The sequence below is a fragment of the Pseudoalteromonas sp. J2K-J979 genome (assembly GCF_058169715.2).
Genome location: NZ_CM200281.1, coordinates 3528857 through 3551380 on the forward strand (window position 1 = coordinate 3528857; position 22524 = coordinate 3551380).

At 40.2% G+C, this 22524-nt stretch carries 22 protein-coding genes; 10 read left to right on the forward strand and 12 right to left on the reverse strand.

The features are described 5' to 3' along the window. The first annotated feature begins 158 nt into the window (after positions 1–158). Positions 159–1037: a DUF481 domain-containing protein gene (locus tag AC3KVK_RS16080; RefSeq protein ID WP_490311363.1), complete on the forward strand. Its 879-nt coding sequence runs from the start codon at positions 159–161 to the stop codon at positions 1035–1037. A gap of 16 nt (positions 1038–1053) precedes the next feature. On the opposite strand, the gene AC3KVK_RS16085 is transcribed toward AC3KVK_RS16080, so the two are convergent. The 9 genes from AC3KVK_RS16085 to AC3KVK_RS16125 form a co-directional block, all read right to left on the reverse strand. Continuing rightward, on the reverse strand, positions 1054–1257 hold the full coding sequence (locus AC3KVK_RS16085; RefSeq protein WP_490311362.1) for a hypothetical protein: 204 nt from the start codon (positions 1255–1257) through the stop codon (positions 1054–1056). A gap of 242 nt (positions 1258–1499) precedes the next feature. After that, a complete protein-coding gene (locus tag AC3KVK_RS16090) occupies positions 1500–2045 on the reverse strand; it encodes a CIA30 family protein (protein ID WP_490311361.1) in 546 nt (181 codons plus the stop codon). Between the two features lie 134 nt (positions 2046–2179). Further along, on the reverse strand, positions 2180–2497 hold the full coding sequence (locus tag AC3KVK_RS16095; protein ID WP_490311360.1) for a DUF3718 domain-containing protein: 318 nt from the start codon (positions 2495–2497) through the stop codon (positions 2180–2182). Positions 2498–2662: 165 nt separating this feature from the next. Next, positions 2663–3226 carry a DUF922 domain-containing Zn-dependent protease gene (locus tag AC3KVK_RS16100; RefSeq protein WP_490311359.1) on the reverse strand — a complete coding sequence of 188 codons (564 nt, stop codon included), beginning with the start codon at positions 3224–3226 and terminating at the stop codon, positions 2663–2665. A gap of 40 nt (positions 3227–3266) precedes the next feature. Further along, positions 3267–4025 (reverse strand): SDR family oxidoreductase, encoded by a 759-nt coding sequence (locus tag AC3KVK_RS16105; RefSeq protein ID WP_490311358.1) that lies wholly within the window; start codon positions 4023–4025, stop codon positions 3267–3269. A 26-nt stretch (positions 4026–4051) separates the two neighbouring features. Continuing rightward, positions 4052–5581, reverse strand: coding sequence for a PH domain-containing protein (locus AC3KVK_RS16110; protein WP_490311357.1), 1530 nt, complete (start codon positions 5579–5581; stop codon positions 4052–4054). Then, entirely contained in the window at positions 5574–6092 is a 519-nt protein-coding gene (locus AC3KVK_RS16115) for a PH domain-containing protein (RefSeq protein ID WP_490311356.1), read from the reverse strand. The genes AC3KVK_RS16110 and AC3KVK_RS16115 overlap by 8 nt, the downstream gene beginning before the upstream one ends. 111 nt (positions 6093–6203) lie before the next feature. Further along, the gene (locus tag AC3KVK_RS16120) at positions 6204–7130 is read right to left on the reverse strand and encodes a polysaccharide deacetylase family protein (protein WP_490311355.1); all 927 of its coding nucleotides are present in this window, start codon (positions 7128–7130) and stop codon (positions 6204–6206) included. A 234-nt stretch (positions 7131–7364) separates the two neighbouring features. Then, entirely contained in the window at positions 7365–8330 is a 966-nt protein-coding gene (locus AC3KVK_RS16125; RefSeq protein WP_490311354.1) for an extracellular solute-binding protein, read from the reverse strand. Positions 8331–8392: 62 nt separating this feature from the next. Between AC3KVK_RS16125 and AC3KVK_RS16130 the strand changes: the two genes are divergently transcribed. After that, positions 8393–11113: a putative bifunctional diguanylate cyclase/phosphodiesterase gene (locus AC3KVK_RS16130; protein WP_490311353.1), complete on the forward strand. Its 2721-nt coding sequence runs from the start codon at positions 8393–8395 to the stop codon at positions 11111–11113. A 164-nt stretch (positions 11114–11277) separates the two neighbouring features. Then, positions 11278–11523: a DUF3297 family protein gene (locus AC3KVK_RS16135; RefSeq protein WP_086745759.1), complete on the forward strand. Its 246-nt coding sequence runs from the start codon at positions 11278–11280 to the stop codon at positions 11521–11523. A 135-nt stretch (positions 11524–11658) separates the two neighbouring features. On the opposite strand, the gene AC3KVK_RS16140 is transcribed toward AC3KVK_RS16135, so the two are convergent. The 3 genes from AC3KVK_RS16140 to AC3KVK_RS16150 form a co-directional block, all read right to left on the reverse strand. Beyond that, positions 11659–12609, reverse strand: coding sequence for an endonuclease/exonuclease/phosphatase family protein (locus AC3KVK_RS16140; protein WP_490311352.1), 951 nt, complete (start codon positions 12607–12609; stop codon positions 11659–11661). A 203-nt stretch (positions 12610–12812) separates the two neighbouring features. Next, entirely contained in the window at positions 12813–14114 is a 1302-nt protein-coding gene (locus tag AC3KVK_RS16145) for a DEAD/DEAH box helicase (protein WP_490311351.1), read from the reverse strand. A 229-nt stretch (positions 14115–14343) separates the two neighbouring features. Then, positions 14344–15036, reverse strand: coding sequence for a DUF2306 domain-containing protein (locus AC3KVK_RS16150; protein WP_490311350.1), 693 nt, complete (start codon positions 15034–15036; stop codon positions 14344–14346). 285 nt (positions 15037–15321) lie between these two features. On the opposite strand from AC3KVK_RS16150, the gene AC3KVK_RS16155 reads away from it, so the two are divergent. The 7 genes from AC3KVK_RS16155 (at position 15322) to AC3KVK_RS16185 (ending at position 22496) form a co-directional block, all read left to right on the forward strand. Continuing rightward, the gene (locus AC3KVK_RS16155; protein WP_490311349.1) at positions 15322–16563 is read left to right on the forward strand and encodes a helix-turn-helix domain-containing protein; all 1242 of its coding nucleotides are present in this window, start codon (positions 15322–15324) and stop codon (positions 16561–16563) included. A gap of 354 nt (positions 16564–16917) precedes the next feature. Beyond that, positions 16918–18048, forward strand: a complete 1131-nt coding sequence (locus tag AC3KVK_RS16160; RefSeq protein WP_490311348.1) for a PfkB family carbohydrate kinase — start codon at positions 16918–16920, stop codon at positions 18046–18048. Between the two features lie 22 nt (positions 18049–18070). Beyond that, on the forward strand, positions 18071–19483 hold the full coding sequence (locus AC3KVK_RS16165) for a toll/interleukin-1 receptor domain-containing protein (protein WP_490311347.1): 1413 nt from the start codon (positions 18071–18073) through the stop codon (positions 19481–19483). Then, complete coding sequence (locus AC3KVK_RS16170; protein WP_490311346.1) at positions 19480–20187, forward strand: 8-oxoguanine DNA glycosylase; 708 nt, start codon at positions 19480–19482, stop codon at positions 20185–20187. The genes AC3KVK_RS16165 and AC3KVK_RS16170 overlap by 4 nt, the downstream gene beginning before the upstream one ends. Beyond that, positions 20178–20765, forward strand: a complete 588-nt coding sequence (locus tag AC3KVK_RS16175; protein ID WP_490311345.1) for a 7-cyano-7-deazaguanine synthase — start codon at positions 20178–20180, stop codon at positions 20763–20765. The genes AC3KVK_RS16170 and AC3KVK_RS16175 overlap by 10 nt, the downstream gene beginning before the upstream one ends. A 2-nt stretch (positions 20766–20767) precedes the next feature. Further along, a complete protein-coding gene (locus AC3KVK_RS16180) occupies positions 20768–21229 on the forward strand; it encodes a TIR domain-containing protein (protein WP_490311344.1) in 462 nt (153 codons plus the stop codon). A 13-nt stretch (positions 21230–21242) separates the two neighbouring features. Further along, on the forward strand, positions 21243–22496 hold the full coding sequence (locus tag AC3KVK_RS16185) for a tetratricopeptide repeat-containing protein (protein ID WP_490311343.1): 1254 nt from the start codon (positions 21243–21245) through the stop codon (positions 22494–22496). Positions 22497–22524 lie beyond the last annotated feature (28 nt).

Genomic DNA, 22524 nt, shown 5'->3' on the forward strand with positions numbered 1-22524 from the left:
GTCGCATTGCTTCATGAGAATCAAAAAAGTACACTGAAACTAAGCACAGGTTGTCGTTTAATGTGGTCACAGATGACGAGTGATTTATGTTTATTTCATGTTGTGCTTCGCGATTAATTGCTAAATACCCATTTATATAACGTAAAAAGAGACTGTGCATGCCCAATAAAATGACCCTTATTACCTTACTTACTTTAATCAGTGGCTTCGCGACACAGAGCTCAGCAAAAGAAACGCAATATCAATTAACGTTTGGTGGCTTTTATGCTCAAACCGATTCCCAAATAACAGTTACAGACCCTATTATCGGTCAAGACTTTGACTTAGATTTTGAGCGCGACCTCAAGTTACGCAAAACACAGGCTCTGCCTTTTTTTGAGCTTACTTACCGCCATAATCAATCCCATAACTTTTACTTCGACTGGAAAAGCCTACACCGCACCTCCGAACAAGCTGTCATTGCCAAACCCTTTCAGGTCGAAATAAAAGATAAAATTTACGACATTCGAGCGGGCGGAAAACTACAGTCGTCACTCAACATAGACATTGCTCGCATTGGTTATGGCTATGACTTTTTACAAACCGACCATTATGCCCTTGGCATTTCGGCAGGCGTTCATGTCATGCTCATTGAAACGATCTTCAAAGGGGATATCGCAGCCTGTATTGAGAGTGAGTTAATCGACAAACGCTGTGGTAGTACTTCAACTCCGGCATTAGTCGATAACAAGTTAAGCGCCCCACTACCTGATTTTGGTTTATACGGATATTATGAATTTCAACCAAATTGGCGCTTCAAAGCTCACAGTCAGTATTTTTATATGAAACTGGATGATGTTAAAGGTGGATTAATCGACATTCGTGCCGGTTTAGAAGTTGATTTTGCCGATAATTGGTCTTTAAGCGCAGCTTACCACTATTATCAAGTGGACGTTGATATGGAGCAAACTAAAACCAAACTTGATATCCACATTGCCGACTATAATATTTATTATAGTTTTAGCGGCCCAGCCTTAGCTCTGAGCTATCACTTTTAAAGCGCCCCTCGGCGCTTTAAATTTTCTCAAAAAACCGCATGATTTGTGTATGGATATACCGACTAGTCGCACTGTACTTATAATAAGAAAGGCCCGCCACGATCGCACTCCCCCAAGCTAAAGCAGCCCCTAAACCAAGCTGCAGTTGCACTACACTATTTATCGCTAATAAAGCCAGTAACAGGGCAAACATATAATAACAATTCAAAGGTTTCTGCATTCTACAACCCCTTATTTAGTCAATGTTACTTTATCGTTAAAGTAAATGTAGCAAACACTTAAGCCAATCAATGTGTTTAATGATTAAAGGAGATATGTCGTGAAAAAAGGCAAATAACCCAATGCGAAATGACTTATACAACCATGACTGTTTAGTAAAAAATACTGATGACGAACGCAGATACAAACCAAATAAATGAGCTGACAGCCTAAAGTAACGGCTCTCAGCTGTTCATCGATGTTTTATAATGTAATGGATTTAACCGCTAACTCAGCCTTACCACCTTGTTCATCTGTCAAAGCAGGAACCAAATAAATAGCAGAGATATTAGCCAAGTTTAGGCCTTTATCTGGCGAGGTGTCAGGTGTCCATTCTGGGCGTTTAAACTGCTCAAATGTTAACGTGTGACTTTGCCATGTAGGAGCTTTGGGTAATATCGCTTGATAATGAGCATAGCTTTTATCCCCCTCTTTGCCGTAATCTGATTGCGATAATTTAACAATTAACGGCTGATCACTTTTATAATGAATTGCTATCGACCTCGCAGCACTGAGATCGCCAGCAGGTAACGTGTATATTAATTCAACCCATGAATTATTTTGCTTATCAACACGAGGTACTCGCTGAAAATCTATTGCTATCGCTTCATCTTTCAGCCCATGAAAATGCGCAGTACTACCATGAGGATCTGTCGCATAACTCCAATCATTAATATTCAGTGTCGAATGTCCATAACTGGCCACACTGCACAGTGCTAGCCCAGCTAAAAAAAGTGTTTTCAATGCCATTATTCAGTCCTTTTTATACATTTAGTCGCACTTTATCATGATTTATAGCCCACTAAAATCGGGTTCAGAATGATGCTCCAATAAAAAACCCGCCAAATGGCGGGTTAATTTACTTCAGGTTATAGCATTCGCTCTTAAAGCTTAGCGGTGACACCTGTTAAATCCGTTTTAGCTTTATAACGCGTCAACTTGGATGAAATCGTGTCAGCACCATGTATTGCTGCAAAGTCCTTGATATTAACACCATTACACTCGACACTTTTTGCGATATAACGCATGCTTTGCTGACTTTGACGTACAACGCGATGAAACTTTGCATTGTTTCCTGACGCTGCTGCAACACAGAGTTGCGTTTCAATACTATCGTTAGTTCCGGCGATGTTTGCGGCATGCGCCCCCATTGAAAGGCTTGCTGCTGCGATGGCTAATACTGCTACAGTTACTTTTTTCATATTCATTCCCTCGTTTTAAAAATACTTATGTTTTAAAGTGTTGAAGCATGTTGCTTCGTTGTTGAGGTAAGAATAGGCCAGCTTTTTCAACTGGATTTAACTTAAGTGAGTAGCGGTTAATTTTGGTGATTGAGGGTCATTTTGAGTGATAAAGCATAACCTCTATCAAAATAAATATTGATATAACCATGCTCCTTGGGTTTCACCATGATTGGTTTCTTTATCATAGTTGGCACTCAGCTCTTCAAGTTGTGCTAAGTAGTCATAACCAAGCTGATTCGCGTCCTTTTTTAACCGCTCACAATTATCATACCCAGTTAATTGATTGAGAGAATCATTGAGTTCCTTAGCTATTTTCTTAGCAAATTCGCCATGGCCTAGCTCATGTTTGTGTAAATTCACATACCAACGTTGCCAAACTTGTGTTACTGATGGTTCATCCGTTATTAATTGTGGCATGGTGTATTCCAGCGTTAAATTTGTTTCAACTTGAACTAATTTACAACTTGCCCTCGACCTCAAAAAATTATATCGCCATCGAATTGACCACTCAGTTAAGCCGTGGAAAACATCCCCATCACTTTTAATGGGGGATGCTTGGCTCACTGAAGACCCCAATTCAGATACGGAGTTAGCTTTGACGCTATAATATTGGTAGTTTTCAGAAACAATTAATTGTGCAGATAAAGAAGAGCTTGTCAGTGCAATCGCAACATACGGTAAAATCACTATCCTTCTTAAAAAGAAGTGAAATGAACGCCCATTCATTTTATAGCCCACCCGCTAAGTCTAAAAAGTTGCCGGTAGAGAATGACGCTCGATCACTGGCTAACCAAAAAATAGCCTCTGCGACTTCTTCTGGCTGCCCACCTCGCTGCATAGGAAGGGCGCTTTTGAGGCGTTCGACCCGGTTTTCTTCTCCGCCATCAGCATGCATTTGAGTATAAATCAGGCCTGGCCTGACACAATTAACACGGATCCCCTCACTCGCTACTTCTAATGACAATCCTTTAGTTAGCGTATCTATCGCCCCCTTAGAAGCAGCATAATCAATGTATTCATTTGCAGAGCCTGTACGAGCTGCTGTTGATGAGACATTCACAATCGCTCCCCCTTGCCCTCCTAATTGCGTCGACATACGCTTCACCGCTTCGCGACAACACAAAAAATAACTAGTCACATTGGTACTCAGGAGCTCATTGATGCGCGCAGCACTCATATCAACTAAGCGTGATTGAGGCTTTAAGATACCGGCATTATTAACCAAAACAGTTAAACGGCCATTTAACTGATCAATTTGAGCAAATAACTGTTCAACCACCTGCTCTTGGGCAATATCGGCCTGTATCAACATACACTGACCTCCAAGCTGATGAATTTGTTCAGCCGTCGCCTCTGCTGCGTGATGATTACTTTTATAATTAATCACCACCAAAAACCCCTGTGCAGCAAACAATTTAGCCGTTGCAGCCCCAATACCACGACCTGCTCCAGTAATCAGGACTATGTGTTGTTTTTCGTTCGACATAATATGGATCAAATGACTCCGTGGTATTACAACCAGCTTCGCTGACTGGATTCTGTTTGATAGAGCGCCAAATTGATAAAATCTGTCACTAAACAATTAGGCAAATAGGGGACGCGCAAGCGCCCGCTCGCCAATTGAATGGTCAAGGTACTCAGCCCTGCTTTTCGCATCATTGGCGTTTGGGTCTTTTGTATTTTCTGTACTTTATATAGCGAGAAAATCGTCACGGTATGACCTATAAATCCAGTACGTACAAACACTTTTTCACCATCGCAATAAAAACCATAACGCTTATATCGAACAATACAAAGAGCTAAACCCAGCAGTAACCCGATCGCGCTAAACCACCATGCCCCTTGGCTGGTTAACAAGTAATGTAATGTTGTGGCAACAAGCACAGGAAAGGCACAAAATAATACAAAGTTCTTTCGCCAAAAGTTGCTATGAATAGCAACAAAAGGAATAGCGCCAGGGGTACAGTCTTGCTTAAAAAACGATAATATTTGCTTTAGTTGTTCTTTGCTCAACGACGGAACAATTAAGCTTTGCCCTTTTTTTGCCGCAGGGTTCTGACTATTTTCGACTTGCTTACACGTGACAACAAAACGACGTAACAATAAACCAACCCAATTTTTCTTTATCTCTACCGCCTGAATTTTTGATGTGCTAATGGACATTTGATGACGCTCTAACAAGCCCGAAACCCGCTTAATTTTAACGCCCTCTACAAATAGCTGATAATTATAAAAGCGAAGTACAGCGCCCAAAACCGAAGCGCTGACAAACACAGCTATCATGCAAGTAATGACAACGACCACAGCGACAACCGATGCCCCCTTATCAGAACCCATAATTGGTCCCAAAACCGCACTTAACGGTTCAACAAAACTTGATTTACTAAACTCCACAATGTGTTCGATGAAAGGTGCAAAACCAGCCAATACCAAAAAAATCATCGAGGACATCAAACCAAATTTAGCGACTTCCGTATTGCTTAAGCTAAAAGTAGGCTGAATATCAGTTTGCTCAACGTCCACTCGATCCGTTTCGGTTTCGCTCAGTTGATATTGTTGCTTATAATTAAAAATCGTTTCGCGCATTAAGTGCCCCGCAGAGCTGATAATCCCGGGTAACCCCACTTCTTGCCCAGCAGATCCCGCAGCATCAAAGGTACAATTAACCAAATTAAACGGTGCAAAATAAAACGGTACAGCAATATTCACATTTTGAATTTTGGCGAAATTCAATGTGACTCGCTCTTTTTTGAACACACCTTTACGCAAAATCACTTCATGATCGGTGACTTTAAATCGAAAATTAAGGTAATACAGGGCGGAGTAACTAAGCAGCCCAACCGCAAATACGCCAAGTGCTATCGCGCCCCAAAAAAGTTTATTTTCTACTTGAGTAACAAAAATAACCCCGGCAGGCGCTAAATTCAGCAAACCATCTTTGACAAAACGCACAACAAAGTGCAAAACAAAATACACCAATGACAAAGGCGAGAGCTTTTGCCAAGGTTGCCCTTGAGTTTCAACGCGCGTAAGCTCACTCATCGCTTGCACCCTGTTCTTTTTTCAAGATAAATTGCCTGATTTTGCTAGCTCGATCTACATTAATGCCATTTATTTCTAAATCGGCTCCCATACCTCCGGCAGTAAACAGCTTTAAGCTCGCCAGCCCAAGTTTTCGCTCAAAAGGATTACGATGGGTTTCAATATGCTGAACCCGATTGAAAGGAACAATAATAGTTTTTTGCCAAAATACACCTTTTCGTAATAAAAAATCATGCTCCCTTAACGCGATCGCTGTTTTTTTAATGGCCAAGCTCACATAAAAAAACACCCACACATTCACTGCAACCGCTATTGCAGCCACAATCCCTACCACATCCTTTGGAACATCGGTTAAAAACCAGAGCAATAAACTCACCGCAACAGAAAAAGGCAATAAAAAAACAAAGATACTAAGAAGCGCCTCGCTCTTTGCGTTATCGTCAAGCGGGCTAAACTGCACCTCATTAAGGTGGGGTAACGTATCGAGCGCAACAGCTGAATTAGAAAACATGGGTATTCCTTTTTATTTTGATTGTTTATAACCCGTTGAAAAATGATAGCAATTAAAAATAACGATATAAATTAAACGGTTACAATAATTTCACTTTATATCGACCGTAGTTTACTGTTCAGCACTCTGCGGTGTTAACACTTGTAATTTAAACTGCTGATCTAAATAGCTTTCTTCTAGAGCTTGTGGCCATAATCCTGTGCTTCGCCCTTTGGCTCGAGCTATTTCGCCAATTCGGCCGGGATTGTACGGCAGCACCTCATCACTGATAAATGTCGCGATTTCATCTTCGTAAGCATCAAGCGGGGAAATAATTTGCCAGCCTTTACGCTTAAGCTGCGTGATCAAATCCCCCATAAATAAAGCGGTAATATCCATTTCATGCATCAGCAAAGTATGTTTTGGTGAACGGCCGAGTGCCTCAACCGCCATGGCATCATAAGCTTCGATACTCTGCATCATCATGTCGACGTAATAGTGACTCATGCGAGCTAAGTCAATATCCGTACCTTGCGCGATTGCTTGTTGAAACTGATTTTCGATGTACCAATCGTATGTATTAATCGTCACATATCCATTACGGTAGCCATTCTCTGCCAATACTTTTCGCATGCCATCACGCTTTTCTGCCGTATTTCCCTCGCGTAAATAAGGAAATCGAAATAACTTGGTCATCGTCTTAAAGGGCGATAAAGCACGGTCAGCCTGCTCAAAATTCGCTTTGTACTGCGCTAATGTTAAGGTATTAAAGTCAGGGTGATCGTGGGTATGATTGGCTATTAGATGACCGGCTTCACTGTAAGTATGTAAGCGCTCCAACCCTTCCCCTTGTAAATGGGTGCTCACACTAAAAAATACCACCTCTGGCACATCATGCATCGCTAACGCAGATAACAACATTTTGGCTCGGGCTGGGCCTGCCAAATACCCTCCCGCAGCACGCGGTGAATCATCAAGCGTCAACGCTATTTGTTTACTCGGTGCGCTGTGCACCGTTAGGCAGCACACAACTAACCAACAACCAAGGAGTAATTTCATAATACCTAGCCAAATCAAGAGTCAAAAATACAAGGTTGTATGCGTAAAATGACTAGAAACACCTAGCAAAGCCTGAAAATGTCGAAGTCGACACCAACAAACGGGTACGGTTTCACATGCCTTTTTTATTTTAAAAACACACAGCGAGAGCAAAAGATAAAAGGAATACCAATAAAAAACAAGAAAAGTTCACACACACCAACAGACTTAGCTGTTGATGTATTTGAGTTTTATTTAAAAGTTAAGCGCTGGCTTAATGAGGCTCAAAGCAGGTATAAGCTGAGGATGATGTTGATTAAACTGCTGTTGGTTTGAGCCCATAACAGGGAACTCAAACAAACTGTCTGCGTAAGTTTTTTGCGTGGTTTCTGTCAATAAGAACTGCACAAATCGATTGGCATTCATGACGTTAGGCGAATAACGAGTAATCGCAACTGTGGTGGTCGAAACAGGCGTGCTCCCTTGCGAAGTTTTAAGCCAGTGCAACTGCAACTGAGAGGTCACTTTTTGGTCTTTTTTGTTGTCAGAGGCTTTGAGCATTTCAAAATAATAGTGGTTCGCTAAAGCAAACTGACACTTCCCTTGCGCTAGGGCTTTTAACTGGTCGCGATCTCCGCCTGAAGGCCGCTTAGCTAACAAAGATTCCTTTGCACTAAGCCAAGCGATATCGTCTACATGTTGTGTGGCTTTTAAAGTGCGGATCAAGGTGGTGTTGTAACTGTGCTGCCAATCACGAATGCAAAATTGCCCCTGATACATTGGCTCACTTAACTGTGAAAAAGACAGCGGAATGGGTAAGCGAGTGTCTTTGCTCGAAAACAATGCACGACCACGAATCGATACACTGACCCAATAACGTTGCTGATCATAAAGTGCAGGGTTGAGATCTGACAACAGAGAAAATTGCTCAAACGGCTGTATCAAAGCATGTGCATGGTTCAGCTGTGCTAAATCAGAAGTTAATAACACATCGGCTTGACTGCGAGGGCCATCTTCAGCCAAGCGAGACAATAAATACTCGGACTTGCCATGAACAATATTCACCCGGATCCCTGTCTGCTGTTCAAAAGCCGACACGACAGGAGCAATCATTTCCTGCTGACGGAACGAATAAATGTTTAATTCTTGTTCCTGTTTGCTTATTGCTTCAGCAGTTGGCAGTAAAAAGAGGGTAATTAGAGATAAATGGCTTTTATTCATTGCAAATAGTAATTATTATCAATTGCAACTAGCATACTGATGAAATTGAATAAGTCTAGATCATGAGCGTATTTTATTTGAAAATGAAAAAGTTTGGCTTAGCAATTGGGTGCTACTTTAGTTTTTGTGTGATCGTTATTTACAGCGCGTACCGCCTAAACAGTCATTATCAGCAAGTAGAACAACACACATTAAACAACCAACTCATTGCCCATGCTCAGGTGTTTCAAAGCACATTAGATCATGCCGCAAATCAGCTATATGCTTTTGACAGTTACCTGATCGGTAAAGATGCGTTGACCAAAACGAGTCGCCAATTCAATCAACTTGCCGAACCCTACTTACACGGACTCAACTTTGATGCGAGTTTCGAAAAGTTAGTGGTCTTTACCTATCCGCAAATTCCACTTATTGATGAAATCGCTCAACAAAGCGGCCATTTTGATTTTCGCTTATCACTGCCAGAAAACCTAAACAACCCGCTGCTAACAATTATCAATGCCGCCCCCATGACTGAATACGGCCACAACATTGGTCAAGTTGCAGCCATTAATGCGCAACTATGGCAGCAGCTTTCTAACAAACAAAAAGTGCGCTCAATTCGTTGGCCAACACAGCAAGCTCAGTGGAGCTTACTCCTCAATCACGCCAGCCAAGATGACCTCTCTGTAATATTGGGTATCCGACTCGAACTAGCTAAGTTGTTTGAAGGTTTATATCAGCAAGTTTTTGCTGAACATCATCACCATATTCGGGTACTTGAACACGACCAAGAAATTTTTAACTCAGATTGGAACAACGCCTTTGAGTTAATGACCTTACCGGCGGCGACGCAACTCAAACTTAACTTTTTTGGCCAAGAGCTCGAATTACAACTTTATACGCAAACGAGTTTGCACCCCCCTTTGATTGGTGAGCGAATGCTGACGATTATCATCGCTACTATCATTGTACTTTTTACTGGCTTTATGATGCTCGTCTACTTGATATCACTGCATGGTCGCAACGATAAAATTAATCAACTAGTCATCGAGCGCACCGCCTCCTTAGCTCAGGCCAACCAACGGCTTACGCAATCATCTAATCAACGCGTCCATGCCCTAGAGCTCAAACTCACTGCTGAGCAAAAGTATAAAAAGCTCTTTTTAAATACCCAAGAAGGGCTTTTTTTATTGAATCAAGATGGAAAAATAATTGAGCACAATCCTGCATTTAGTACGCTACTTTTAGCGCAATACCCTCATGGTGAGCACATATTGAGTGATTTTATCTTCTGCAGTGAGCAAAAATCACAGTGGCAGCAAGTCATGCAACAAAAACAAGCCCATCCCGAAGTTGAATGGCTGGCCAAAAAGCACAACGGCGATACCATTTGGTTACGACAAAATGGTAGTTGGATCCAACAAGACGATAAATGGTTTTATGAAGGTCGTTTAACTGACATCACCCAAATTAAGCTATTTAATGAGCAATTAAAATACAAAGCTGAACACGACAATTTAACTAACCTGCTGAACAGACATCGCTTTTTAGATGAAATTAAGCGTTCGCTAACCCAAACAAATACCCGCTTTTATCTCATTTATATTGATTTAGATCGCTTTAAATTAATCAATGATACCTTAGGCCACTTAGCGGGCGATAAACTCTTAATTGAATTTGCTCGTCGGATAACATTATTGATGGGCCATTACTCCGAAATCGCTCGGTTAGGCGGCGATGAATTTGCAATATTAGTCAACGCCAAGCTCCTGCCCAACCCCATAGAAATTTTGTGTGAAGACATTTTAATTCAAGTTAGAAAACCTTTTATTTATCAAGAAAACACTTTAACCGTCAGTGGTAGCTTAGGGGTGCGATGCTTTTCCGTTCCTTGTCACAACGTCGATGCTGAAAAATTATTACACGATGCCGATATCGCCATGTACGAAGCTAAAAAAGCTGGCAAAGATGGCTTTAGCATCTTCTCTAGTCACATAGCGCGGACCGTCACTCGAAAATTGACAATTGAAAAAGCACTTCAGGATATCGACTTTAATAACGAATTATCTCTGCTCTTTCAGCCTTTATTTTGTACACGGGCAACTCATCATGTTCTAGGGTATGAGGCGCTACTACGCTGGCATCATCCAACTTTGGGCATGATCAGTCCGTGTGAGTTTATTCCTATTGCTGAGGAATCAGGCAAAATAATTCAGCTTGGCCATTGGATTTGTGAACAAGCACTCAGCTTTTATCAGCAAGCCAAACAACAAAGTCAACGCAATGATCTTTTCATTAATATCAATGTATCGCCCAAGCAACTAGAGCATGAAGGCTTTGTCGGGCACATCATCAAACAAACACAAGCACACGGACTAACCCCTCATGAAATCAATATCGAGATCACCGAATCAGCTATGATGTGTGAAGAAGATAGGCTTATTACACCGCTGAGCTATTTATATGAGCAAGGTTTTGGGATCCACATTGATGATTTTGGCACCGGCTATAGCTCATTAGCACGTTTAAAAGCCTTACCATTAAGTGGGATCAAAATAGACCGAAGCTTTATTCAAGATATCGCCCAGTGCAAAGAGTCGTTGCAATTGGTACAAGCCATTTGCGCGATTGCCGATACCTTCAATTTAAAAGTAACGGCTGAAGGCGTTGAAAATATTGAACAAGTAAATATTTTGCAAACTCTTTACTGCCAACAATTGCAGGGGTTTTTCCTAGCAAAACCACTCCTTCCAAACAGTGCGCAAGCGCTACTGCGCGTAGCCCCAAGGCTAAGCGCTTAACCTAAGTCAAACTCAGGCTAAACCTTCCCTTTGGCGCTCCATGGACGGATGCGCAGGAAAAAAACCTTGGCTAAAAAGATCCGCGCCGCAGCATGCATACTGCTTGAGCATAGAAACAGTATTGCCTACAATGACGCACAATTTATTCACTACAGATAAAGACAATGAACGATACAACAAAACCAGCCTTACCTGACCGCCTGTCAATTAATCCTCGTAGCCCATTTTATAATGCTGACGTGATCGAACACGATATCGGTATTCGCCTTAACGGCAAAGAGCGTAATGATGTTGAAGAATACTGCATTAGCGAAGGGTGGGTAAAAGTAGCCGCCCCTAAAGCACTTGATCGTCGCGGTCAGCCTCTTTTAATGACAGCTAAAGGTACTGTAGAAGCATTTTATCGTTAATATTGCGACGTTTAACCTGTTTTCGGCGATGTTACATCAAATGTTTTATCGCCGATGTTTCGGTTTTTAGTGCTTTCACCCGCTTTAGAGCAAACACTGTTGCCAACGACGACAACCAATATCCCATTCTCGCGTTTATTTATTCTCAAGCGTAAACGTCACCGCACAGTGATCGCTTAACATTCCCGCTTCGCTATTATCAGCAAAATGACGCATTTGCACATTCGCGGCGCGCATAAGAGTGAAACCACCTGCAAACAGATGGTCGATTGGCGCAGGATAACGAGGATGGCAACTCACAATCTTGTTAGTGATATGCGTAAGCGTTGATGCCGAACCATTGCTATTGCTGGCCAGCTCTTGCATTAATCGGTTATTGTCTGTTGCGAGGCGATGATTAAAGTCACCCATCACAATGTAAGGGTGTTTGCTGGCTTCTTTTGTTTCAAACCAGTTATCTAGCCAAACAGCTTGTTTAGCAAACGTTGGGCAGGCTTTGCGATCGCTTTTTTCGTAGTCATCAACAAAACAGCCACTTTTAAGATGGACATTCATCACTTCCGTCGCCCCATCAGCCGTTGCTAACGTCACAGACAAACCATAGCGTAAGCCATTTAAACCCAACGCTAAATCATCGTAGTGATGTTGTTTGAGCACTGGAATCGACTTTCGGATTGCAAAGGCGACTTTTTGCTGGGTAGATGTGTTACCGTTTTCGCGGCAACTATAGGATTCGCTGTCTGCGCGGTCAGATAAAATAATTTGCCACTGCTCAGCAGGGAAAATTTGCGCGACGGCTTTTATCGATGCGACTTCTTGCAATGCAACAACATCCGCGTTCAGCTCGGCGGCATAGGCTTTTAATGCAGCGATGTCTGCTGAAGTACGCGGTTTACATCCTGAGTTTGCAGGATAAGCCAAGTGCTCAACATTCCAAGTCGCAAACCTAAGCGCCTGCGAGGATTCATCTGGCTTAACCAATACATTGTTTTGATCCGACTCTATTGGCCCAAAACAAGCGGTCACTTGTGACAATGCCAGAACAGTGAAAAACGCTTTAATGCATTTTATCTGAGTATTTTGCATGATTTTTTCCATAAAATAAGTATCGCTGTTTGCGAACAAGAATCACAATGTACAAAGATTTTTTCTCAACCTCTCACTTTTGCGACCAAGTTAGAAGCACAAACTGTTAATCACAGCGTTTTGAAACAAAAAAGGAGCTAGCGCCCCTTCGTACTGGCGTTTAATAAACGCTAATTAATTTATCGAGTGAGATACATTATGGGTTAGTTATTACGCCAACCCGCCCAAACATCGTCTTCGGGATTGATTTGATTTTTACGTTTTTTCTTACCGGTTCCGGCAGGTTTAGCCATTGGTTTTTCAAGCGCCAACTGAGCCTCTTCACTCAACTCTTCAAGCTCGAAGCCCGCCACTTCTTCTCGCTCTAAGCGAATTTTATTTTTCTTTTCAATCACCTTAAAGTGATGCGTGTCTTCGTGATCAATCAGCGATAGAGCCAAACCGACCTCACCTGCACGGCCACTTCGACCGATGCGGTGCATGTAATCTGCAGGGCTGCGGGGTAAGTTGTAGTTAATCACCACTGGTAGCTTTTCAATATCCAATCCTCGGGCAGCGATATCGGTGGCAATTAAAATGTCCACCTCTCCGGCTTTAAATTCCTCGAGCACACGCGTTCGCGCTGATTGACCTTTATCACCATGGAAGACTTTGGCGCTAATGCCGCGCTTTTCGAGTTTTTGCGCCAAATGCTCGCAGTGCTTTTTCGCATTAACAAATATCAGTGCTTGTCGCCATTGATGCTGTTCAATTAAATGGGCGAGCACTTCGGTTTTTTGGCCTTTATTTACCGTGAAAACGCGCTGTATAACTGTGCTCGCATCAGCACTTTGTACTTGAATGTTGACCGGATTATTCAGCAAGCTTTGGGTTAACGTGTGTACTTGTAACGGAAAAGTCGCCGAAAACAGTAAGGTTTGTTTTTTCTTCGGCATTAAAGTCAGCAGCTGAGTCAGTTCTTCTGTAAACCCTAAACCTAACATGCGATCGGCTTCATCCAGCACTAAGGTGCTCACCTTATCAAGCTTTATCGCATTACTTGAAATCAAATCAAGTAATCGCCCTGGCGTCGCGACTAAAATATCCGCCCCACCGCGAAGTGCAAGCATCTGTTTATTAACCGACACACCACCAAATATCGCCACCGTTTTTATGGCTCCGTTAAAGTGCGCCGCATACGATTTAATGCTATCGGCCACTTGCACGGCCAACTCACGAGTCGGAACCAACACTAAACCTGTAACAAAATTTCCTGATTGGTCTGCCGCGATAGACTGTTTAGCCTGTAACTGTGACAACTGCTGCAACATAGGTAAAGCAAACGCCGCTGTTTTCCCCGATCCTGTATTCGCCCCAGCAATTAAGTCACGCCCTGCCAATACACTTGGAATAGCCTGCGCTTGAATAGGGGTCGGTTGTTGGTAGCCCAGCTCAGTGAGTCGCGCTAATAAAGAAGAAACAAGGCCTAGTTCGGTAAAGCTGCAGGAGATTGGGGCTGAGGTCATGGGTCAAAAGTGCTCAATGCTAAAAAATAGCCGTTAATTTTAGCGTATTTCGCCTCAGTTTGGTTAGTACTATTACAAAAACCCCGCTTTAAGAAGCGTAGAACTAGTTTGTTAATTGTTCCCCGCTAATTTATTAATGTAAAAACAGAGGGGATTGAAGCACTCGATTGGCTTTTCGATACACACTGGGTGTCATGCTTATTTTTTGGAACAGATTAAAGACCTTTAGCTATCCGGTTATCAATGCTTGTGATAGTTGCTTACGTTTCGCTTTAAAAAAAACATACTCAACAATAGCCACGTTAATCGCTATAGCCACAAGTCGTCCATAATCTTGTTGAAATTGCTTTACCACAGCGAAAGTATTGTCAAACTGGCCAAATAACAACAACTGAATAATCTCCACAAATGCCGAGGTAACAGCCGCAAGCGTGATTGCAACCGCCCTAGCCATCCATTGACGATGTAACTGAACATTACCCTTAAGAATATGTTGTAAGGCGAATGAAAATGCTAAACACATAGTAATACTCATGAGCACAAGTGACAGATAACGTGCACTAAATACGCCACCATACAACACATAATGCAGCCAAATCGCAGATAACCCCATCACATAACCTGCTATCAAAGCGACCCGCCCTGCTGCTTTATGACGCTTTACGTTATTCAACCGTAATGCTGGAGAAAACTGAAATGGCATCGTTAAGAAAAACAAAATGCCTGAACTACCATGAACAAAAAGAGCCGCATTAGACCAGTCTATCGTGGTGGAAGCGAGTATAAATATCGCGGGTATGCCTGGGATTGCGGTCAAAAAAAGTAGCATCCCAACCACTGGCCAATTAAAAGGTATGCCTTTGCCACGTTTATTTACTTCGACATCATTAATTGTCATTAACGATTCAGACTCTATGTTCATTGATAACTCCATATACAATATCTTTATAAAACCCACTTAGCAGTGATTTAAAGGGAGTGTCAGTGATAGCTTTAACAGGCCTTCAAAAAAAAGCGCTTAAATATGCATGGCGACTATCCTGACTAGATAAAAGGATATATTTTATAAGGGGTTATATCGTCCGAGACTAGAAGCACGGACACTTTTTTGTAGGGCATAAATAAACAATAGCGTAGTATCAGGTGCTTAATAGGTTAACTAGATACACCAAAGTACAATATAGCAGCGTAAATAAAAGGAGCTAAATTGACCGACCCTATAGTAATGACCCTGTCGATGATTATGGTAGGACAAATTTTATTAAGTGTTCCTATACTGCTGAGCAGGGTAAAAAAATCGCTGATATGCTTACCTTTGGCGCTATTTCTACTCGCAAATGGCGCGCTCGCAATGCTGCCTATGGTGAGCGAAAATTTCCCCAATGGTTACCAACTTTATAGCGCATTAGCCTTTCCAGCGCTTTTTGTATTATGTCCCGCGTTATGGTTTTACGTAGAAGGCATTACCGCTGAAAAACCTTGGCGATTTCACTCAAAAAAAGCCCGTCATTTTATCTTGCTGTGGCCAGCGCTATTAATCAGTATCATGATGCTGTTGTTACCAAACGACATGCACACGGCAATATTTATTGATGATGCAGATGTTGCTGATCCTTTTGCGATTACCTTAATGGTGAGCATATTAATCATCATACTGCTTTGGCTTGGGCAATGCGTATATACCATTTATCGCATTGTTCGCCGTCTGATCACCTTTAGGCAGCAACTCAAAAATGTCTTTTCAAATAACGACGACAAGGAGCTTAACTGGATAAACTGGTTAATGTTTGTTGCCATTAGCGCTTGGTTCTTTACTTTAGCTTCCTTGTTCTCTTCAAACCTGTTTGACAACTTGCTGTTTAACTTACGCACCGAGAGCTTATTATCGTTATTACTGATCTGGAGCTTGGCTCATTTTGGTTTGCAGCAAAACCCCATACTTGCTGAGTACTATGAACAATGTCATGACAAAGAGCGAAATAATGAATCCAGCGATGATGGAACTAACACCAACTTAGCGCTTGAACAAAACAATGAAAGTAAGAAGAGTAAAAATGAGAATATCGCCGCGCCAGCAAAGAAGTATCAACGCTCGGCATTAAGTAAAGAGCAAGCAGCGCGAATCGCCGATAAAATTAACCGCGTAATGAAAAACGACAAGCTCTATTTAGACGCCAGTTTATCGTTACAGAAACTCGCCAGCCATGTCGCCATTTCACCCAATTATATCTCGCAAACTCTTAATGAAACCCTCTCAATTAACTTTTTTGATTTCGTTAACCAATGGCGTATTGAAGCTGCAAAACCGAAAATAATTGCCAATGAAAATACCGTACTTGATATCGCCCTTGAGGTCGGTTTTAACGCCCGCTCTTCTTTTTACAAAGCCTTCAAGCAAGAAACAGGTCAAACACCAAGTGAATATAGAAAAATTTTAAAGGATAAATAACTTTTATCGTAAACCCACCAAGTTTCACCTATAGCGACAGACCCAGTTAAAACGATCATAAATCGTACCTCAGAGCTAACATGTAAAGCACCTCTTATTGGTGCTTTTTTGTGAACATTAAGTGCAATAAAAAAGCGACTGCTCTTAGGTTAGTCGCTTTATTAACTTTCAAATATTAATTTGCATTAAACAGTTTACCGTTGAACTGTTTAATGCACCACGAGCCATTTTATCCCTTATTGAACCAAGCAGTCGTGTTATTGACATTAGGTCAAGTCGAGGTTAATTAGCGGTGGTTAAATATTGAAAAATTTGTTAGAAAGTAAGGATGAAAAGAATATGGAATTGATATAAATGGAAATTGTTGGTGGCTTCTACAGGGAAATGTCTTTAGTTCCAGAAATTGATCAGATATTTGGTTCTGGAGGCAGGGCTGCTGCTATATTAAGTGAAATCACAAATGATGTAACACTTCATACATATACCGACAATGATTCAGATATTGCGGAATTTGAAAAAAAGTACGCTATCGAAGTAAAAAAATATCGACGAGATGATCCAATATCATTCTCATATTTTCATCCTTTATCCACACCACATATATCTAAAAGTAAAAATTTTCAGTCTTCAATCAAAGTTAGCGGTGAAGTTGTCCTTCACTTCGGTCTTATTGAAGGTGATGCGGTCGTAGATGCAAAAAGAGTTGTTTTTGACCCTCAAACATGGAAACAAAAGGCTATTTATTCAATAAATGGGTCTAAAGCTAATAACCTCGTCATTGTTCTCAATGAGTTAGAGTTAGCCCACTCGACATCCTCCAACAGTGTTATTGCACAAGCACAAGAATTGCTGGAGCTAAATAAAGCGGAAGCCATCGTAGTAAAAAGAGGTGTTAAGGGATGTTTTGTTCTGGAAAAAAATGGAAGTAAGTATTCAATACCATCATATTTATCAAACAAAGTAACCAAAATAGGCACAGGGGATGTTTTTAGTGCTATTTTTGCTTTTTATTGGGGTGTGAAAAAGAAACATCCTAGCCATGCAGCTGAATTAGCTTCAAAACATGTAGCATGTTTCTGCGAATCTGGAGGAGTAGACCTAGATTATCAGAAAATAGATAAGCTGATTCCCATAAATTTTGAATCATTTCAACCTGTCACTATATTTGCTGATCAAACAGGTCTAGGTAAAAGATATATTTTAGAAGAAGCAAAATATTTGCTTTTACAATTTGGTATCACTGCTCAGGTAGAGGATACTTTGGACAATTTAGCGAAATACAAAAACCCAATTTTAATTTTAGGGGAAACTTTTCGAAATCTAATAGCAATAGAAAATCAATTGAAAAAGAATAAATCTAGAATAGTAGTGTTTGATGCAAGCTGCGATGATTGGTTTACAGGCAATTCAACACCAGAAAATATCACTCTTGTGCAAGATTTCACTTCTGCTATCTACCAGATTGCGTGGGCTTCAGCTCAATAAATAAGTATAAAGGGAATTTAATGTGGCAGATATCTTCATAGCCTATTCAAGTAAAAATGAAACAATTGCAAAAGAACTGCATGATTGCTTGGAGCATCAATGGAACGTAGTTTATGACTACTATTCAGTTGGAGATTTTACCGAATTTATTGAAAATGAGATAAAAATTTCTAAATGTTTGATTGCTATATTTTCAGAACAATCAAAAGAGAGTCAAATTTTTAGAAATGAACTTTTATTCGCTCAAGACTGCGGTATACCTGTTCTAGGAGCAAAAATAGATGAAAGTGAAATCTCACTTATATTTCGAAGCATCAGTTACTGCGAATTTATCGACTGGGACGGTGATCTTACGTATCCTGAATTAAATAAATTAAGAGCTAGAATATCAAAAGTAATATCACCCAAATCCCCCCCACAGCGGTTAAAGCATGTTATCAGCGATAAAATACCTCTTCCGATACTCTTTCAATCAGTTTCATCATTTGAAACTCAACTACCAACACATGAAGCGGTTGAAGCTTTAGATATTTTTAAATTTCCATCGATATTGGTTTCTGCATACGATTTGGAAGAAAGAGAAGAATACAATCAAAGAGAATTTATTGAAAATATAGTAACTTACAAAGAAACTGGTGGAGTCATATTATTAGACTCAGGTAGCTATGAAAAGCATCGAAACAACAATAAATCTTGGTGCAGAGAAAAATTTCACAATTTAATAAGATCAATACCATTTGACTTAATGTTTTGTTTTGATGAATACGACTTAAAGCAAGATATACCTGAACTTGCAGCAGAAATTATTAATTCAGTTGTTAAAGACCAACAACAAACATCCGTGCCCGTTTTACCAATTATCCATGCAAGAACTAACAAAGATGGGGAGTACATATTTGATTCCTTACCTAAACTTGTTTTGGAGGTAACTAAAAGACTTAGCCCCCCATTAATAGCGATACCTGAAAGAGAATTAGGTGATGGTTTACAGGAACGCATCAAAAATATAGTTAAGATTAGAGCATTATTAAATACACTTGCTTATTACCAGCCAATTCATATTTTAGGAACCGGAGACCCGATTGTAATTCCATTTTTTATCGCAGCAGGTGCTGACAGTTTTGACGGATTAGAGTGGTGCAGAAAAGTAGTGGATAGAGACCAACATCGTCTTCATCATTTCCACCATTTTGATTTGTTTGCTTATCAGGCTGAATATGCTGACTCATCTGTAACTAGAGATGCAATAAATCAAGAAGGTGTAAAATTTATTGCCAAGGTCATCTTTCACAACTTAGATTTTTATACCGATTTCATGGCTAAACTGAGAAAATCAACGGCAAATGGCAGTATAAGAGGATTTATTACTGAAAACTTACCTAAACCAATATGGAGTGAGTTAATGAATAAGCTAAATGGAATTCTAAAAATATGAGGACAAATATTGAAAGGTTAAATGATGCAATTCAAGCTATTTATCCTGACATCGAAAATGAAGTCCAATCTGATTCTTCGACTTGTGAAATTCGTTTATGGTGGGAGCTATCGGCGTGTGTTCTAAGTAGCCAAGTTTCTTATGGTTTAGCAATTGCTATGGCAGACGAAATTACCAAAAGTAACTTATTAATCAAAAAATATTCGGACATTGAATTGTTATATGTGCAACTCAAAGAATTATTAATTACACCTGTTCGAGTGGGTGAAAAGTACATGCGACATCGCTTCTATGATGTAAAGGCAAAGCAGCTAGCGAAATGTAGTGAGCTAGTTTATGAACATGCCGGCTCTTTGCGCATGCTACTTGATAGTTTTAATAATCATTTTGAAGCGCGAGAATGGCTAGTAAAAAATATGCCAGGGCTAGGACCAAAACAAGCAAGTATGTTTTTACGAAATTCTGGTACAACATATGAGTTAGCAATTCTTGATAGGCATGTACTCAACTATATGAGTTTACTCGGAATGTATAACGAACCAGAAAAATTTATATCTAGTAAAAAAAAGTATCTATATTACGAGAAATTATTAAGCGAATATGCTGATGGTTTAAATTGTAAAATAGGACTTTTGGACTGGGCAATATGGGTAGTTATGAGAGTTATTGAAAATAAAAAGGAGTTTACCCCGCAATGCGCATAGTTACATTAGTTTCTGGAGGCCTTGATTCTACTTTGGTCGTCAAATTGGCAAAAGATGAAGGTGTAGAGATATATCCCTTATTTATCGATTACGGTCAAATTGCAAGGGAAACGGAATTAAAATCCTGTAAAGAAGCTTTGGCCGCGGTTGGTGTCCATAAATTCGAAATTGCTGAATTATCAGGCTTTGGCAAACTTATCAAATCAGGGCTGACAGATCCTATTTTAGATATAGTTAATGATGCATTTACCCCTGGTCGAAACATGCTATTTCTCTTAACGGCTGCGGCGTATGCATATCAAAATAACGCTGATGCTATATCAATCGGACTGCTCCATGAATCAACATCTTTATTTCCTGACCAATCCACTGAATTTCTTGAAAAAGCCGAAGAATTAATAGAAGTAATAATGGGCTATAAGATAAGAGTATTAGCTCCATTAAGAGAGTTTATGAAGCCTGATGTTATCGAGTTAGCAAAATTAAAGGGAATAACTAAAACATATTCATGCCATACAGGTAATTTAGAACCATGCGGTAAGTGTATTGCATGTAAAGAATTTGAGATGGAGGTATAGAGATGGGAGGCAGTTCATCAGGATCTTGGAGTAGGCTTGGCAATGTAAGAGCACTTGAAGAGAAAGCAAAGTTAGCGCTTCAGCCTAAAAAGAAAAATGTATTCATTAGCTTTTCTTCCAAAGATATGAACGAAGTAAACTTACTTCGAGGCCAAGCAAAAAATGAAAATAGTGATATAGAATTTAACGATCACTCAGTGAGAGCTGCATACAATAGTGAAGTAGCCGAGTACATAAAACGGAAAATCACAGAACGCATAAACAGAACTTCAACAACAGTTGTTTACTTGACTGAAAACATTTCTAAGAGCCAATGGGTTAAATGGGAAGTTGAAAAAAGTCATGCTCTCGGAAAGAAAGTAATTGCAGTCCATAAAGGCGATAATTTTAACGGGAATATCCCTAGCTGGCTTAACGCGTCAAAAATAGTCTCCTGGTCAAATTTATCAAACGCTCTAGATTGAGGAAAACAAATATATGGATCAAAAAGTTTGCTTTGTTGTAATGGGATTTGGTGAAAAGACAGACTATGAGTTAGGTAAGACTTTTGACTTAGATGCAACTTTTGAAGCTATAATTAAGCCCGCCGTAGAAGAGGCTGGGTTAAAGTGCGTTCGTGCTGATGAAATAGTACATTCAGGTATTATTGATACAGAAATGTATATGATGCTTTATCAAGCTGACTTAGTTATAGCAGACATCACCACTGGAAATGTAAATGCTGTATATGAGTTGGGAGTGAGGCATGCATTAAAGCCAAGTTCAACAATAATAATGAAAGAACAAGATGGAAGATTTTCATTTGACCTTGACCATACTAGTACATTCCAGTATGAACATTTGGGTAAAGATATTGGCTCAAGAGAGGCTAAACGGGCTTGTAGCGCATTAAAATGTTTAATTTTGGCTGCCTTTGATGAGCAACAAAAAGTTGATAGTCCTGTATATACATACCTTCCAGCTCTTAAGTATCCCATGCTATCTGAACAACAGTTCCAAGAAAAAGTCGAAGAATTGGAAAAAGAGGGTGATCATCTACATATGTTGTTGGAATCAGGAAAAACAGCATTGAATAATAGCGACTTCAGCTCAGCAATTGCCTTTTATAAGGCCGCAGCTGAAATGGCACAACATGAACCAAGTGTACTCCAAAAGTTAGTGTTAGCTACCTACAAGTCAGAATCTCCAACCAAAGAAGCCGCTTTAGCGAATGCATTGGACATAGCTAAACAGCTGGCTCCTTATCAATCCAATGATCCTGAAACATGTGGGTTAACGGGAGCGATTCATAAAAGGTTATGGCAAATCCATCGTAATGCTGATGATTTAAAGTTAGCAATAAAACAATACGGCAGAGGGTTCGAAATCAGGCGAGACTATTATAATGGAGAAAATTATGCCGCATGTTTAGATATGCTAGCTGATCACAGCAATGATTCAAATGAAATCATATACAACAGGATGAGAGCATATAAAGTCAGATTGACTATTATAGAATCGTTGGAAAAAATAGTCGACGACGATGAAGAGCTCGCGGAAAGAAGTGATAGAAAGTGGATATTAGCGAGTTTATCCAACTGTTTGTTAGCTGTAGGCAATAATAAAGAAGCTAACGCTTATGAAAAGCGCTTTTTAGCAGAAGAACTCGCTCATTGGGAACAAGAAACCTTTATTGAAGGAAAAGCTAATGCTCAAGAAGCATTTGCAAAGTTTCAGGGGTTGAGAAACTAATTTAATAATATCAGTATTTTACTTACAT